Raw genomic sequence first — 15,347 nt, 5'->3', positions numbered from 1 at the left:
GTCCGCCCCCGCACACGCCCCCGGGGGGCGCTGTGGCGCTCCGCGCTGGGGTGCACTTTCGGACGGCCCGACCTCCGAAAGTGCACCACTGCCCTGTGGACAACTCGGCCCTGTGGACAACCAGGCGTCGGCGGCGCGTGTCTGTCGGACGGCGCTGATTGCGTCGGGCCATGCCGACACCGACCCACACCGATCTGCAACAGACACTCGACGCCCAGCACGGAATCCTCGGATCCGCCCAGGCGCGCCACTTCGGATACTCGTGGCCGAGGATTCGACACCTGGTCGACAGCGGGCAGTGGCTACCGGTCCTGCACGGCGTTCTCGCCGTCACGAACGGCCCCCTCACGCGGCCGATGATCCTGAGCGCCGCACTGGTCTACGCCGGTGCCCACGCCGTCCTCAGCCACGAGACCGCCCTCGAGCAGTGGGGCATCCTGCGCGAACCGCCGGCCGACGAACCCGTCCACGTCACGGTGCCCCGGACGCACTCCGCGCGACCCGGCCGACCCACGAACCGGCCCGTCACCGAACGCCCGACCCCGAACCCCGGCGCGGCGCTGCACCCGGGGGTCGTCCTGCACCGATCGAAGGCGATCGCGCATCTGCGGGTCGATCTGCCGTTCCCGGTGACCACCTCGGTCGCGGCTGCGGTCGACGTGGCCGTCGCCCAACCCACCGCTCGCGAGGCGATGTCGATGCTGGTCCGACTGGCCACAGACGGACGAATTCGTTTGCAGGACATCAGGACTCACTTGGAGCTGCGCAGGCCGCGCCGCTACCGCGCGGCGTTGGACGATGCGGTGCGGTTCCTGGCGGACGGTGTGCAGTCGATCCTGGAGTACCGCTACGCCGTCGACGTCGAGCAGGCGCACGGCCTGCCCCGCGGGTCGCGGCAGAGTCCCGTGGTCGTGGACGGTCGGACGCTCTACGAGGACGTCGACTATTCCGAGGTCGGCGTCCCGCTGATCGTGCGCCTGGACGGTGAGCGTTTCCACTCGTCGTCCGGGGTCCGGTTCCGCGACCGGCGTCGCGACAACGCGGCGGAACTCGCCGACCGTCCACGGCTGACGTACGGCTGGGCCGACTCCGTCGGCGAGCCGTGCGAGGTGTACCGGGAGGTGCGCGACGTCCTGGTCCGCGAAGGGTGGTCCGACACGTCTCATCCCTGCGAGAGTTGCGCTTCGCGCAGTGGTGCAGTTGTGGACGCCCCGACCTCCGAAAGTGCACCACTGCGCGAAGCGCATCACACGACGGGCACTCCCGTCCGCAGCTCGGCGGCGTGCCCGGCGCCGCCACCCAGCGCCCGGTACGCGGCGGCGATGCCCGTGACCGCGGACCGCAACGAGTCGGGGGCGACCGCGTAGGGCAGCCGGAGATACCGTTCGAAGGCTCCTTCCAGGCCGAAGCGTGGACCGGCGGCGAGCAGCACGCCGTGGGCCGGTGCGGTCGCGGCGATCGCCGTCGACAGCGGCTCGGGCAACTGCACCCACAGCGCCATACCGCCGGGACCGGGGTCGCACCGCCACTCGGGCAGCTCCTCCGCCAGCGCGTCCACGAGCACGGCACGCTGGTGCCGCAACCGCTCCCGCCGGGCGGGGAGCACCGAGTCCGGGTCGGCGAGGAGCTCGGCCGCGACCACCTGCTCGAGCACGGCGGAGCCGAGGTCGATCGCGGAACGGATCGCGAGCACCGCGTTGACGGTCGACACGTCGGCGCGGATCCAGCCGATCCGCAGACCGGACCAGTACGCCTTCGACATCGACCCGATGGTGACGACGTCGGCGCGGGCCCCGGCGGCGAACCTCGCAACCGGCGGCGGTGTCGGCGCGTCGAGACCGAGATCGGTCATCGTCTCGTCGACGACGAGGGTCATGCGGGTGTCGCCGGCGATCCGGACGAGTTCGGCGCGGCCGCCCTCGTCGAGGCAGAACCCGGTGGGGTTGTGGAAGTCCGGGACCACGTAGGCGAGCTTGGCGGCGGTCTGCCGCGCGGCGCTGCGCAGGGCGCCGAGGTCCCAGCCCTTCGACTCGAGCCGCAGCGGCACCGGAATCGGCCGTGCCCCAGTGCGTTTGATCGCTTCGATGGCGTTGGTGTAGGTGGGATGGTCGATCAGGACCCGCTCCCCGGGTGCGGCCAGGAGCGCGAGCACCAGCACGAGCGCCTGCTGCGCGCCCGTCGTGATCATGATCTGGTCGGCGGTGGTGGGGACGCCGCGGTCGCGGTAGCGCTGGGCGACGGCCTCCCGGAGCACCGGCAGTCCGAGCGACTCCAGGCCGGCGGTGTGCAGGTACGACGGCAGTTCGCGCAGCGCGTCGGCGTAGGCGTCGCGGATGCGGTCGGCGGGCGCGGACATCGCGGCGCAGGTGAGGTCGACCGCCGTCGACGGCGCCGCGGTGGGACGTGGGGGTGCGGCGGAGTCGGGCAGGGTCACGGTGCTGCGCGAACCCTGCCTGCTGGCGAGGTACCCGCCCTCCCGCAACACGGTGTACGCGGACGTGATGGTGGTGCGGCTGAGTTCGAGTGCGACGGCGAGGTCGCGTTCGCTGGGCAATGCCGTCCCGAGCGGGATCCGACCGTCGGCGATCAGCAACCGGATGCCGTCGGCGAGCGCGCGGTATCCGGGCCGGCGACCTGCACTGCCCCGGACCTCGTCGGGTTGCCACCGCCCGAGGTCGCGGGCGAGGGTGGCCGCTCCGATCACCCGCACGGGAACACCTGATGTCCTGTCACGCAGACCAGTATCACGAAAGTGGCCATTTCCTTCAAGGCCAGTTGGTCGCACGCTGAAGGCATGTTTCCTTTCCTGACCTTCCTCGCCGTTGTCGGTGCACTGACCGCGCTCACCCTCGTCCGCCACGGTCGCGACACCAGGATCTTCCGACTCGACCAGTTCGGGCCCGCAGCGCCGCTGGCAGGACGCCTGCCGGAGATGCACGACTCCCAGCGCGCGTACCGCGACCTGCAGGCGGTCGCGTCCCGGTCCGAACCCGGGATCGCCGCCGGGCGGAGCCTCGGCACGGATCCGGGACCGGCGGCACATCAGGCCAGTTGAGCGAAACTGGACTGATCTGGTCCGGTCCTGTCGGGGCAGAGGGCCACACTGGAGCCGTGACCACGCTCCACTTCTCGCTCTTCGACACCGCGCTCGGCCGCTGCGGCCTCGTCTGGGGCGACCGCGGTGTCGTCGGCCTCCAACTGCCCGAGGGCAGTGAGCATCGAACCCGCGAACGCGTCCACGAGGTCTTCCCCGACGCGCGGGAGTGCGACCTCGGGTCCGAGCAGCGCGTCACCTCCGACCGCGTCGCCGCACTGCTGGCCGGCGAACCCGACGACCTCGCCGACGTCACGCTCGACCTGAACGGTGTCGGCGACTTCGACCGTCGTGTCTACGCCGTCACCCGCGCGATCGGCCCGGGACACACCCTCACCTACGGCGACGTCGCCGCGGCGATCGGCCGGCCCGGCGCAGCGCAGGCAGTCGGACAAGCGTTGGGGCGCAACCCGATTCCGATTCTGGTGCCGTGCCACCGGGTCCTCGCCGCGCACGGCGCGGTGGGCGGCTTCTCCGCCGCGGGCGGCACCGTCACCAAACGGACGCTGCTCGCGGTCGAGCGCACCCCGGGTTTCGGCGAACCCACCCTGTTCTGACACGAGAACCGCCCGGCACCAACGGTGCCGGGCGGTTCTGTGCAGATCGGGTCGGGCCGGGGCCGCAGAAGGTCAGAAGCCTTCCATCCCCGGCTCCAACTCGAGCCCGAAGGTGTTGAACACCATGCAATGCATGTCGTACGCGCCGACGAGGAACACGAGGTCCATCATCTGCTTCCGGTCGAAGTGCGCGGCGAGCTCCGCCCAGGTCGCGTCCGAGACGTACCGGTCCTCGCTGATCTCCTCGACAGCGCGGAGCAGGGCCGCGTCCGTCGGGCCCCATGTGGACACCGACGAACCCACCTTGATCGCTTCGATCTCGGTAGACGACAGTCCCGCTGCCCGACCCATCCCGGTGTGCTGCGCCCATTCGTACTCACCGCGCCGCAGCCACGAGATCCGCAGCGTCAGCAGTTCACGCTCCCGATCCTCGAGGGTCGAGTCACGCAGGTGGTTGGAGAACACCATCCAGCTCCGGCTCAGCTCGGGATGCCAGGCGTAGATCCCGATGATGTTCGGGACCTTCCGGGGCTGAGCGGGAGCTGCCGGCGCGGGGGCCGCCGGCCGAGCGGGAGCTGCCGGCGCGGGGGCCGCCGGCTGCGCGGCGCCCCCCGTGGACGGCTTCGCGCTGAGAACGGAGAGGGCATCTCGAACCTCTGCATCCCAGTCCTCGACGGGGCGGGGGGCAATCCGGGGTTCACTCACTTCGTCACATCCGTCGCAGTCTGGTGGGCGCGTGCTATTCGGTGGGTTCCTCACCGACGAGGGTGCAGCGGATCATCTCCCGCTTGGAGCCCTCCTCGTAGGGCTGGACGCGGTGCAGCATGCCCGGGTTGTCCCAGATCACGGTGTCGCCGACGGACCAGGTGTGGCTGTAGACGCGCTCGGGGGTGGTGGCGCGCTCGACGAGCTCGTCGAGGAACGCCCGGCTCTCCTCCTTGTCCATGCCCACGATGTAGTCCGAGGTACCGCCGATGATCAGCGAGGGGCGACCCTCGCGGTGGCGCCAGACCAGCGGGTGCTCACGGCTCTGCATCGCAGCCCAGGCCGCTTCCTGCTCCGGCGTCGGGTTGGGGATCACGCGGCGGCGCGACCCGGCGACCGAGTGAACGACGCGCAGCTTCGACAGCCGGTCCTTCTCCTCGTCGCCGAGCGACTCGAGGAAGGCACGGGTGCTGGCGAACTCGGTCTCGCCGCCGGTCTCCGACGTCACCGCGCAGGTGAGAATGGTCGCCGGCGAGGGGTTCTTCTCGACGGGCAGGGTGCAGCCATCCATATGCCAGTTGAAGGTGCCCTTCACCGTCTCCTGGCCGCCGTTCTTCTTCGGGTCCATCGAGACCCGCTGAATACCCGGCTCGTTGTACTGCTCACCGTTGCTGCGGTCCAGGATGCCCAGGCGCTCGCTGAACTGGACCTGAGTCTCGGGAGTGAAGCCGAGGTCGTGGAACAGCAGCACGCCGTGCTCACGCAGGGCGTTCCAGATCAGCGCCGGCGCGTCCTCGTCGTGGAGCAGCTGGTCCAGATCGATACCGCTGATCTCGGCGCCCATGGACTCCGTCAGCTTGTTGATGGTCAAGATACCCATAAAAGGTGCCTCCTTTGATAAGAAATTCCGCCGAACGAGCCGGTGGCTCGAATGACTACGGTCAGCCGAGGTACGAGCCGCCGTTGACGCTGATCGTCTGCCCCGTGACGAAGGATGCGTCGTCCGAACACAGGTACGCGGTCGCGCCGGCGATGTCGGCGCCGGTGCCCATCCGCCCCGCGGGAATGTGACGGCCCATCACTTCGCTCGACGGGACCAGTCCGGCTTCCTGCTTCTTCCGGACACTGGGCGTGTCGATCGAGGACGGAGCGATGTTGTTGATCGTCACACCCAGCGGCGAGTACTCGAGGGCCAGCGTCTTGGTCAGGGCGATCACCCCGCCCTTCGACGCGGCATAGTGAGCCATCCGCGGTCCGCCACGCTGCGCGCTCGACGACGAGATGAACACCACACGACCCCAGCCGGCCTCGACCATGTCCGGCAGCACCGACTGTACGCAGTTGAACGTGCCGGTCAGATTGATCGCCATGACCCGATTCCAGGACTCGACGCTGATCTCGGCGAACGGCTCCTGGATCGCGACCGCGGCGCTGGTGACGAGGATCCCCACCGGGCCCAGATCGGCGCGTACCGCACCGACGACCCGGTCGACCTCGGCCCGATCGCTGACGTCGAGCTGGTAGGCAACGGCACGGCCACCGGCGGCGACGATCTCCTTCACCGTCAGCTCCGCGCCCTCGCCGTTGAGATCGAGAACCGCAACCGCGTACCCGTCGGCACCGAGCCGCGTACAGATCGCGCTGCCGATACCCGAGCCTCCGCCGGTGACTACTGCAACCTTCGTCATCCGACGCACCGCCCCAGACCCTCGAACAACCCGACGAATCTGGCCCAACCACTCACGGCCATAACCATGCACCTTTCGGATGCCGGTTCATCTTCCCGATGAACCAGCTTGATACTTGAAGTCCTGCACCATGACTGGCGCACCGTGCGAGACGCGCCGGCCTGTTCGAACATCGTCTGTCAGTTGGAGAAGGACAGCGTCCGGCGCTGGAATCGCCACACGCCCTCGTCCAGACGAAGCGTGTCCCGGTAGGTCCCCACCATGAGCAGCGCCCAGCCGGTGTCGCCCTTGCGGAGCACGAGCAGGTCGCTGCTCACGTCGACCTTGCCGTCCTGCTGTTCGGAGACGAGCGAGTTGGCCACGACGTGCCGCAGGGCGCCCTTCCCGTCGGTCGAGACGTAGTAGGCGCGGAGCGCGTCGTGTCCCTCCGCGACCAGATCGAAGTCGGGGATCTCGAGAACACCGTCGGCGATGAACGTTGCGAGAACGTCGTCGAACCGACCGGAATCCAGGGACTGCGTGTAGGTCGCGAGGGTCGCCTGGACGCCGGCGGACACCTCGGCGTAGGTCAGAGTTCCCTTACTCATCTGGCCTCCTGGCTCAGCATTTCGATGCACCGATGGGACCGGGGATCGAAGGGTAGGTGTAGATTGCGTGGACCTCGAAGGGCGCACCGGGCGCCATTCGAGCGGTTCCGTACCAGCCGGTTCGGAAGGTCGGAGGGCCGCACATCGACGATGTGCTCATCGACCCTTTAAGCAGATAGAGGAAGTTCCCTCCCACGCCCGCTCTCCCCGCCTCACCGCCTGTGCCTGCAGATTCACACGGATTTGTGATCGGCAACACAATAAGTTAAGCAACTGTGGAGATTTCTGTCAAGGGTTACCGGGTAATCGATGAGCATCAAAAGGCCTATGCCGAAGGCAGCCCTCCGACGTCCGCATACTGCTGCTACAGAACGATATTCTCCGCGCGCAGCTTCGCGATGTCGTCGTCGCCGAGGCCGATCTCGTCGCGGAGGATCTGATCGGTGTCGTCCCCCAGCCCCGGCGGGTACGAATGCGCGCCGCCGGGAGCGCCACTCATCCGCATCGGGTTGCCCACCACCCGAATCGAGTGGTCCCCGTTGTCGAGGTCGACGATCATCTCCCTGCCCGCGGCCTCGGATTCCTCGAGCGCTTCGGGGACCGTCCGGATGGTCGCCGCCGGAACCCCCTTGGCGGTCATCAGGTCGACCCACTCCTGAGCCGGCCGGGTCGCGAACGCGGCCTCCCACAGAACCCACAGCTCGTGACGGTTCTCGAGTCGCGAACCCGCGTCGACGAAGCGTGGATCCTCGGTCAGCTCGGGGATACCGAGAACCACACATGCGTTGCGCCACATGCCGTCCGTGTTCGCGGTGATCGCGACCACCCGACCGTCTCCCGCACGGAACGTGCGGTAGGTCGGGATCGAATCATGGGCACTGCCCTGCGGCGGTGGCGTCACCCCGGCGATGAGCGCGTAGGCCGACTGGTAGGACAGCATCGCCAACTGGCTGTCGAACATCGCGACGTCGACCATCCGCCCCAGGCCGGTACGTGACCGGTCGTGCAGGGCGGCACCGATGCCCACGGCCGCGTACAGCCCGGCGACGAGGTCGCCCGCCGGAATGCCCAGACGCACCGGCGGACCGCCGGGTTCACCCGTCAGGCTCATGACGCCGGAGGCCGCCTGCACGATCAGGTCGTAGGCGCCGCGGTCCCGCCAGGCACCCTCGTGCCCGAACCCGGTGATCGACGCCCACACCAGCTGGGGCTGCCCCGCACGAATCTCCTCGGGGTCGATTCCCAGCCGTGCGCACACGCCCGGACGGAAGTTCTCCACAACGACGTCCGCGGAAGCGATCAGCCGTCGGACGACATCCACGCCGTGCGGAGACTTCATGTCGACCGCGATGCTGCGCTTGTTGCGGTTGGTCGACAGGAAGTACGCGCTGTCGTCGCCGACGAAGTGCGGAGGCACTGTGCGGCTGCTGTCGCCGGCGGGGTTCTCGACCTTGATGACGTCGGCCCCCAGATCGGCGAGCATCTGCGTGCAGAACGGGCCGGACAGGAAGGTCGTCAGATCGATGATCCGCACACCCGAGAGAGCTCCCGAGCGCGACTGCCCGGCACTCATCGCCCGGTCCGCTCGAAGATGTGGATGGCGCACGCCCCGTGATCCAGGCCGGAGATGCCGCCGCCGGTCACGTGCGTCATCGCCAGACGCGGGTTGTCGATCTGCCGGTCGCCGGCAGTGCCGGTGAGCTGCCAGAACGCCTCGACAACCTGCGCGACACCGCTGGCGCCGACGGGGTGGCCCTTGCAGAGCAGGCCGCCACTGGGGTTGACGACCACGGAGCCGCCGTAGGTGGTCTCGCCGTTGCGCAGCATCTTCACGCCCTCGCCTGCCTCACACAGACCGAGGGCCTCGTAGTAGACGAGCTCGGCGACGGAGAACGCGTCGTGGAGCTCGATCATGTCGAGATCCCCGGGACCGATCCCGGCCGCCTCGTAGGCGTCACGCGCGGAGTCGTAGGTGATCTCGGGGCGCAGCATGTCCCGGTACCCCACCTCGAAGGTGCCCGAGTGGATGACCGAGGCGCGAACCGTCATGGCCGGGACACCCAGTCGGCGCAGCACTTCGTCGGAGACCACCACGACGGCGGCGGCACCGTCGCCCGTGGGGCAGCACTGGAGCATGGTGAGCGGGTCCGCAATCATCCGCGATGCCAGCACCTCTTCGGTGGTCACCGCCTTGCGGTACTGCGCGAACGGGTTGCGGGCGGCGTGGCTGCGGGCCTTGACCGTGACCTGGGCGAGGTCCTCCACGGTGGCGCCACGGTCATGGAGGTAGCGCCGGGCACGCATCGCGTACATCGCAGGCATCACCATGCCCTGCTGCACCTCCCAGTCCTCGGCCACCAGCGGGAGGGTGCCGCCACCGAACTGGGTCAGCTTGTCCACACCCACGACCAGGGCGATGTCGCAGTGGCCGTCCCGGATCGCACGCTGGGCTTCGTGCAGCGCGGTCGCACCACCCGAGCAGGCGTTGTCGACGTTGACGACCGGAACACCGCTGATTCCGACCTCCTTGGCGATCCGCTGGCCGGTGAGCATGCCGCCGAAGGCGTGGCCGGTCCACATCGCACCGACCTCACCCGGGGTGATGCCCGCATGCGCGAGGGCCGTGAGCACCGCGGGAACTGCCAGTCCCGAGTAGGACGACTCCGGGTGACGCCCGAAGGCGATCATCCCCGCGCCGATTACATGTGCGCCACTACTCATGTCAGTTCTCCTCCGGAGCGAACCACCAACGACCGTCCTCGCCCACCTGGAGTCGGCAGCGAGTGTCGAGCTCGGGCAGACCCGCCTCCACGTCGATGGTGGCGAGAACCCGCACACCCTCGTCGAGGTCGACGAACCCGATCGTGTACGGGGTTTCCCGAGCCGACGAAACATGGACCGTGCTGTACGAGTACAGCGTTGCGTTCGGCCCGATCAGGAACCGCTCGGGATCCGATGCTGCGCACTTCGGACACACGGCGTTGCGGGGGAACCACGCAGTGCCACAGGCGTGGCACCGAGCGGCGATCAGGCGGACCGTTCCGTCGGCCGCGGTGTCGATCACCTGCTTGTCGGCGGCGAGGTCGGCGAACGGCATCACCGGGGTCTGTGTGCTCATCCGACGTCTCCAATCATTCGGTGGTGGTCACTGGGATCAATCATCGGTATCTCCTACTTCGGCGAGGTGCCGGAAATCTCAGGTGGGCGCACCGGCCTGCGTCGGAGCACGACGGTGCGCCATGAAGCGATCGGACCATTCGACGAGCGACGTCGGAACGTGGTATCCGGTCTCGTCGTTGATCTGGTCCCAGTTCGCGACGACGTCCTCGACCGTCGGTCGGGCCTCATCCGTGTGGAGATAGCCGGGGGTCTCGGCGATGAACAACCGGGTGAAGCGACCGGCACCCGCACCGAAGATCTGACCCCGGACCGGGCATTCCTCGTGTGCCAGGTAGGCCATCATCGGACCGACCAGTTCGGCGTCGAGCGCAGCCGTGACGGGGCGTCCCTGCAGACTCGACTTGCCCGAACCGCGGCGGGTGTCCGCCGCCGGCGCCAGGACGTTGATCTTGATGTCCTGGTCGCCTGCGGCAACCGTGAGACTGCGGGCCATACCGATGATTCCGCCCTTCGCCGTGGCGTAGGCCAGGTTGTCGGGCAATCCGAGCAGCCCGTGGGACGTCGTCATGACGATGCGCCCGTAGCCCTGCTCGACCATGTGGGGCCACGCGGCGAGGGTGGTGAAGTACGAGCCACCGACGTGCACCGCCAGGGTGCGCTCGAGATTCGCGACATCCGCCTCGAGCGGCCCCTTGAACTCCGAGATGCCCGCGTTGTTGACCAGCACGTCGATCCGGCCGAACTCCCGGATCGCCGAATCGACCAGCGCCTGACACCCTTCGGGCGTACCGACGTTGTTCAGGTCGGCCACAGCCGAGCCGCCGGCAGCGATGATTTCGGCGACCACATCCTGAGCGGGGCCCGGGTCGGACCCGAAGCCCTCCTTGCTGCCGCCCAGATCGTTGACGACTACGTGCGCGCCGAGCTCGCCGAGAAGCAGGGCGTGCGCCCGGCCGATTCCGCGGCCGGCACCCGTGACGATCGCGACTCGGCCATCGAAGCGGTACTTACTCATGCGCAACCTTTCATGCTTGTACTGCAGACGGAGGAGAATTCCCCTGCTCGCTGACTGGTCACCGCGGATCACCGGGGACCTGTTTGGTGGTGAATCCCCACGGGACACCGAGACTCGTGGCGGGATCGGTGACGATCGTGTCCCGGGTGCGGGTCAGGATGCGGACACCCTGAGCCCCGAGATGGCGCTCGACCCGCTCGATGTCGACCACCTTCCAGGTGATCGCGTGGTAGACGTCGTCGGGGCCGTTCGCCGCGAGGTCCGCCGCCGCAGCCGAACCCTCGTCGGGCATCGCGTACTGGACGATCGCGTCGGCGAGATGGACGTACGTTCCGGTGAGGCCCCGAACGTCGTCGTGCCCCTCGTCGAGGACGGTTCCACCCAGGACGTCGACCACCAGCTCGAGTGCCCGGGCCGGGTCACCGGTCAACACCGTGTGATGCGAGCAGTACTCGATCCCGAGCGGATCGTCTTCGGAAACAGCGGGAATCGACCATCCGTCCTTCAAGCGGGGGTCCGGCTCGAAGGGGAACATCGGGAAGAACTGGTACCCGATTCCGGCGTCGGCCGGGAGTGCGCGAAAGTGCGGAATGGGGCCGGCCATCGGCGTGTCGTCACCTTCGGCGACCTGACCCTGGCCGTTGGTGACCCGGATGCCGTGCCGCCTGAGCTCCCGGTAGAGCTCCGGCATTCCCTCGATGTACCACCCGAAGGTCCGCAGATGTCCCTGCCCGGCATCGGGAAAACGCTGGATTCCGTCGGTGATGTACCGCTTCGGATCGAGGTTGTCGATGAACACGTCACTCACCGACGTGAACATCGAGTAGTCGATTGCGTGGTTCGGCCTCGGCGGAGTCTTCATCACCGATTCGAGTGGCGTGCTCGATCGCCCGAAGACGCGCAGGTAGAAGTCCTCCGCCGCGCCGCGATCCACGTGAAGCGTGGGGCGGTGGATCATCAGCGTGCGGAAGTCGCGCGTACCGTCCTGAAGTTCGATCAAGCTGCCGGCGTTCTCGGCCATCGCCATCCTCTCTCGGTGCCGGGTGGTGTGATCACGGGAGATCCGAAGGAACTACCGGACCAGTTCTGCGGAACGGGCGCCCTCGGGGGTGTGGAGGAATCCGCGGTAGTTGCTCCCGACCACGTCGGCGATCATCTCGTGCAGCTTGCCGCGGCCACCGGGGTTGAGGAGGAACCGCCGGGGCTTGCCGGGAATGTTCGCACCGTAGTAGTGACTGTGTTCCTTCGAGAACATGCTGTGCGGTGCGAGCGTGTTGACCATGTCCATCCACTTCGCCTCGGCTTCGGCGGGCGCCTCGAAGACGGTCTCGCCGGAATCGCGGAGGAACACCAGGGAATCGGTGATGAAGTCGACCTGATCGCTTCCGTAGCGGGGGTAGTTTCCGCCGCCCGCGCCGTGCGGTCCGCCGGGGAAGAAGAGGTTCGGGAAGCCGTGCGCCGTGAAACCGAGGTAGGTCGTCGGGCCGGCGTCCCAGTGCTCTTCGAGGCGAACCCCGTCACGGCCGACGACGCCCATCCGGCTGAGTGCGCCGGTACCGAAGTCGAAGCCGGTTGCCCACACGATGACGTCGAACTCCTGGAACCCCTCACTCGTCTCGATTCCGGTTTCGGTCAGCCGGACGATCGGGTTCTTCCTGAGGTTGACGAGCGAGACGTGCGGCAGGTTCATGGTCTCGTAGAAGCCGTTCTCGAACGGCGCACGCTTGCCGCCGAAGCGGTGGTCCTTCGGGATCAGGTTGTCCGCGGTCTCGGGGTCCTTGACGATGCTGCGGATCTTGTCGGCGATGAAGTCGCAGAACTCGCGGTTGACTTCCGGGTTGGTCGTCATGTCCGCGTAGTTGGTGGTGAGCTTGGAGAAACCCGGGCTCTGCCACAGCTTCTCGAAGAACTCCCGGCGCTCCTCCTTCGTGAAGTCGGTGGACACCGTGGGATTGAGCTCGTGGAGGAAGCCGTGCACCGACCGGTTCAGGGTGTCCCGGATCTGCGGGAAGTTGGCGCGGAGGTCGTCCCACTCCTCGGCCGTGATCGGCCGGTTGTTCAGCGGCGTGCACCAGTTCGCGGTGCGCTGGAACATGGTGAGCTCCGCTGCCTCCGCGGCGATCGTCGGGAAGACCTGGATGCCGCTGGGACCGCTACCGACGACCGCGACCTTCTTGCCCGTGAAGTCGACAGGGGTGGTCGGCCACAGGCCGGTGTGATGGGACTCGCCCCGGAAGTCCTCGATTCCCGGCAGGTCGGGGAAGAACGGCACGGACAGCCCGCCGGTGGCGGAGATGACGACGCGCGCCCGCAGCTGCGAGCCGTCGTCGGTGCCGACCACCCAGGTTCCGGTCACCTCGTCGTAGACCGCGGAGGTCACCCTCGTGTTGAACTGCATGTCCTTTCGCAGATCGAACCTGTCCACGGCGTGGTTGAGGTAGGCTTCGATCTCGGGCTGCCCGGCGAAGTGTTCGGTCCACTCCCACTCGTTGAACAGCTCCTGGGAGAAGAGATACCCGTAGGCGTAGCTCTCGGAGTCGAATCGGGCCTGCGGGTAGCGATTCCAGAACCACACCCCACCGACGCCACTGCCCGCCTCGATCAACTTGACGTCGAAACCAGCTTCGCGAACGCGATGGAGCTGGTAGATACCCATCACACCGGCACCGATGACCAGGACGTCGACGTCGGTCGAGTTCTGTGCCAATTCGAGTGAGTTCATGTCTGTTCCTAGTCTCGAGAGCGGTGACGGGTGTACGGGGTCACGACCCCGGTACACCGGCGCGGGATCGGGTGGGGTTCGGCCGCTTCGTGGAACCCACCGGATCAAGTGCCATCAATTAAGCACAATTGCTTCAATTGTGTCAAGGGTCACTCCACGGCTTCACGCGCCCGCATCCCGCAGCAACTCGGAGACGAAACCCCAGATCGAGAGGATGTTCCGCGGAACCTTCCCGGCAACTCGCCACGAGCAGCACCGGCCGGATACCGGGTACTTCATCATCTGGCAACCCAAGTCAAACAATCACCTTAACAATGCGCAGCTCGAAACACTGCGCAGCAGTCGGAGGCGCGACACGAACGGCGCCAGGTGGACCGAAAGCCATGCGATCCGCCCGAGAGAACGGATCACATGGCTTTCGGTTTTTTCTTGATCGTCAGGCGGTGACAGCGCCCGGGCGCAGGTGGGTCTTGGAGGAGATGCTGGTGTCCCAGTTCGGATCGCGGCTACGCAGAGCCCCGACGGTGGCCTGCTCGCGCGAGATGTGAGCGAACGGGTCGTACTGGAAGTGCTTCATCGCGTTGAGGTGGGTGATCTTGTTGATCTGCTCGTCGCTGAGTCGGCTCATGTAGCGCATCGACCCTTCGGGCGAGTTCGGCCACATGGTGTCGGAGTGCGGGTAGTCGCATTCCCAGGTGACGTTGTCGACGTTGAGCTTGTCGATGTTGTCGACACCGACCTCGTCGTCGATGAAGCAGGTGATGACGTTGTTGTTGAACAACTCGGAGGGCAGGTGACCGCCGAGGTCCATACCGGACCAGTGCTGGGTGTGCTGGTACAGGTAGTCGAGGCGCTCGAGGAAATACGGCACCCAGCCGATTCCGCCTTCGGAGAGGGCAACCTTCAGCTTCGGGAACCTGAGGAACAGCTTGCTCCACACGAGGTCGGCGGCGGCCTCGAACGAGCCGATCGGAGACAGCGAGTAGATCAGCTCGACCGGTGCGTCCGGGGAGGTCATCGGCGTCTTCGAGTTGGACCCGATGTGCATGCACACTACGGTGCCCTCTTCTTCACAGGCACGCCAGAAGGGGTCCCAGTGGTCCCGGTAGATGCTCGGCAGACCCAGGTCGTACGGGTTCGAGGTGAAGGTGACCGCGTGGCAGCCCTTCCTGGCCATGCGACGGACTTCCTCGGCGGCCAGCTGCGGGTCCCACAGGATCGGGATGGCCAGCGGGATGAACCGGCCGGGGTAGGTGCCGGCCCACTCGTCGACGTGCCAGTCGTTGTAGGCGCGGACCATTGCCGCGGACTGGTCGCGGTCGCCGTTCTCGAGGAAGAGGGCGCCGGAGAACCTGACGAACGAGGGGAAGCACATCGACCCCAGCATTCCGTTGACGTCCATGTCCTTGACGCGGGCATGGATGTCGTGGACACCCGGTCGCATCTCCTCACGACACACCGGGTCCATGCCCCACTCGGACTTCGGGCGGCCGACGACGGCCTGCACGGCCGGGTTGAGGACGACGGTGTCGCCGTACACCCAGGCCATCGTCCCGTCCTCACGGGTGATGAACTTCGGCGCCGCATCGGCGTACTTCGCCGGAACGCGACCCTCGAACAGGTGGGTCGGCTCGATCACGTGATCGTCCGTGCTCACCAGAATCAAGTCTTCAGTCCTCATCGGACACCTCTCCGTAGACCATTCAGATGACTCGCAAACAGCGATAGAGAACGCTTCCCTCTCGAAGCGCTTATGCAGATCCCCCTCACTGGGTAGCTATCACCAGCGGGTCAGGGTTAAATTAATCACGAGCGCTCATGTTGTCAATGGTCACCAGGTGATCGATCCACCCCCGCCG

The 15,347-nt window shown here is 67.2% G+C and carries 14 protein-coding genes; 2 read left to right on the top strand and 12 right to left on the bottom strand.

The genetic code is table 11. From position 1 onward, the window contains the following. Positions 1–1,246: 1,246 nt before the first annotated feature. Positions 1,247–2,710: a PLP-dependent aminotransferase family protein gene (locus tag ACFYVR_RS07885; RefSeq protein WP_387471420.1), complete on the bottom strand. Its 1,464-nt coding sequence runs from the start codon at positions 2,708–2,710 to the stop codon at positions 1,247–1,249. Positions 2,711–2,794: 84 nt separating this feature from the next. On the opposite strand from ACFYVR_RS07885, the gene ACFYVR_RS07880 reads away from it, so the two are divergent. Both ACFYVR_RS07880 and ACFYVR_RS07875 read left to right on the top strand, forming a co-directional pair. Then, positions 2,795–3,055 carry a hypothetical protein gene (locus tag ACFYVR_RS07880; RefSeq protein WP_387471418.1) on the top strand — a complete coding sequence of 87 codons (261 nt, stop codon included), beginning with the start codon at positions 2,795–2,797 and terminating at the stop codon, positions 3,053–3,055. A 56-nt stretch (positions 3,056–3,111) separates the two neighbouring features. After that, a complete protein-coding gene (locus ACFYVR_RS07875; protein ID WP_387471416.1) occupies positions 3,112–3,651 on the top strand; it encodes a methylated-DNA--[protein]-cysteine S-methyltransferase in 540 nt (179 codons plus the stop codon). A gap of 72 nt (positions 3,652–3,723) precedes the next feature. Here ACFYVR_RS07875 and ACFYVR_RS07870 read toward each other — a convergent pair whose 3' ends face one another. The 11 genes from ACFYVR_RS07870 to ACFYVR_RS07820 all read right to left on the bottom strand — a co-directional run bounded on the left by ACFYVR_RS07870 (position 3,724) and on the right by ACFYVR_RS07820 (position 15,145). Further along, entirely contained in the window at positions 3,724–4,356 is a 633-nt protein-coding gene (locus ACFYVR_RS07870; RefSeq protein WP_387471414.1) for a carboxymuconolactone decarboxylase family protein, read from the bottom strand. A gap of 34 nt (positions 4,357–4,390) precedes the next feature. After that, positions 4,391–5,236 (bottom strand): TauD/TfdA dioxygenase family protein, encoded by an 846-nt coding sequence (locus ACFYVR_RS07865; RefSeq protein ID WP_387471412.1) that lies wholly within the window; start codon positions 5,234–5,236, stop codon positions 4,391–4,393. Between the two features lie 61 nt (positions 5,237–5,297). Continuing rightward, positions 5,298–6,044 carry an SDR family NAD(P)-dependent oxidoreductase gene (locus ACFYVR_RS07860; protein ID WP_387471410.1) on the bottom strand — a complete coding sequence of 249 codons (747 nt, stop codon included), beginning with the start codon at positions 6,042–6,044 and terminating at the stop codon, positions 5,298–5,300. Between the two features lie 179 nt (positions 6,045–6,223). Next, a complete protein-coding gene (locus ACFYVR_RS07855) occupies positions 6,224–6,631 on the bottom strand; it encodes a nuclear transport factor 2 family protein (protein WP_387471408.1) in 408 nt (135 codons plus the stop codon). Between the two features lie 364 nt (positions 6,632–6,995). Beyond that, positions 6,996–8,204, bottom strand: a complete 1,209-nt coding sequence (locus ACFYVR_RS07850; protein ID WP_387471406.1) for a CaiB/BaiF CoA transferase family protein — start codon at positions 8,202–8,204, stop codon at positions 6,996–6,998. Next, positions 8,201–9,352, bottom strand: a complete 1,152-nt coding sequence (locus ACFYVR_RS07845) for a thiolase family protein (RefSeq protein WP_387471404.1) — start codon at positions 9,350–9,352, stop codon at positions 8,201–8,203. Before ACFYVR_RS07845 ends, ACFYVR_RS07850 begins: the two co-directional genes overlap by 4 nt. 1 nt (position 9,353) lies before the next feature. Then, a complete protein-coding gene (locus ACFYVR_RS07840) occupies positions 9,354–9,749 on the bottom strand; it encodes a Zn-ribbon domain-containing OB-fold protein (RefSeq protein ID WP_387471402.1) in 396 nt (131 codons plus the stop codon). Between the two features lie 78 nt (positions 9,750–9,827). After that, a complete protein-coding gene (locus ACFYVR_RS07835; protein WP_387471400.1) occupies positions 9,828–10,766 on the bottom strand; it encodes an SDR family NAD(P)-dependent oxidoreductase in 939 nt (312 codons plus the stop codon). Positions 10,767–10,824: 58 nt separating this feature from the next. Beyond that, the gene (locus tag ACFYVR_RS07830; RefSeq protein ID WP_387471398.1) at positions 10,825–11,787 is read right to left on the bottom strand and encodes a hypothetical protein; all 963 of its coding nucleotides are present in this window, start codon (positions 11,785–11,787) and stop codon (positions 10,825–10,827) included. 51 nt (positions 11,788–11,838) lie between these two features. Beyond that, the gene (locus tag ACFYVR_RS07825; protein WP_387471396.1) at positions 11,839–13,488 is read right to left on the bottom strand and encodes a flavin-containing monooxygenase; all 1,650 of its coding nucleotides are present in this window, start codon (positions 13,486–13,488) and stop codon (positions 11,839–11,841) included. A gap of 436 nt (positions 13,489–13,924) precedes the next feature. Then, a complete protein-coding gene (locus ACFYVR_RS07820; RefSeq protein WP_387471394.1) occupies positions 13,925–15,145 on the bottom strand; it encodes an amidohydrolase family protein in 1,221 nt (406 codons plus the stop codon). Between the last annotated feature and the right edge of the window lie 202 nt (positions 15,146–15,347).

This window comes from Rhodococcus sp. NPDC003318 (genome assembly GCF_042879035.1).
Classification (GTDB): domain Bacteria; phylum Actinomycetota; class Actinomycetes; order Mycobacteriales; family Mycobacteriaceae; genus Rhodococcus_G.
This window is presented reverse-complemented; position numbering and strand designations above follow the sequence as displayed.

Excerpts from the sequence above, each read along its gene's own strand:
- ACFYVR_RS07880 (WP_387471418.1), top strand. The coding sequence starts at position 2,795 with ATGTTTCCTTTCCTGACCTTCCTCGCCGTTGTCGGTGCACTGACCGCG.
- ACFYVR_RS07865 (WP_387471412.1), bottom strand. The coding sequence starts at position 5,236 with ATGGGTATCTTGACCATCAACAAGCTGACGGAGTCCATGGGCGCCGAG.
- ACFYVR_RS07860 (WP_387471410.1), bottom strand. The coding sequence starts at position 6,044 with ATGACGAAGGTTGCAGTAGTCACCGGCGGAGGCTCGGGTATCGGCAGC.
- ACFYVR_RS07855 (WP_387471408.1), bottom strand. The coding sequence starts at position 6,631 with ATGAGTAAGGGAACTCTGACCTACGCCGAGGTGTCCGCCGGCGTCCAG.
- ACFYVR_RS07850 (WP_387471406.1), bottom strand. The coding sequence starts at position 8,204 with ATGAGTGCCGGGCAGTCGCGCTCGGGAGCTCTCTCGGGTGTGCGGATC.
- ACFYVR_RS07845 (WP_387471404.1), bottom strand. The coding sequence starts at position 9,352 with ATGAGTAGTGGCGCACATGTAATCGGCGCGGGGATGATCGCCTTCGGG.
- ACFYVR_RS07840 (WP_387471402.1), bottom strand. The coding sequence starts at position 9,749 with ATGAGCACACAGACCCCGGTGATGCCGTTCGCCGACCTCGCCGCCGAC.
- ACFYVR_RS07835 (WP_387471400.1), bottom strand. The coding sequence starts at position 10,766 with ATGAGTAAGTACCGCTTCGATGGCCGAGTCGCGATCGTCACGGGTGCC.
- ACFYVR_RS07830 (WP_387471398.1), bottom strand. The coding sequence starts at position 11,787 with ATGGCCGAGAACGCCGGCAGCTTGATCGAACTTCAGGACGGTACGCGC.
- ACFYVR_RS07825 (WP_387471396.1), bottom strand. The coding sequence starts at position 13,488 with ATGAACTCACTCGAATTGGCACAGAACTCGACCGACGTCGACGTCCTG.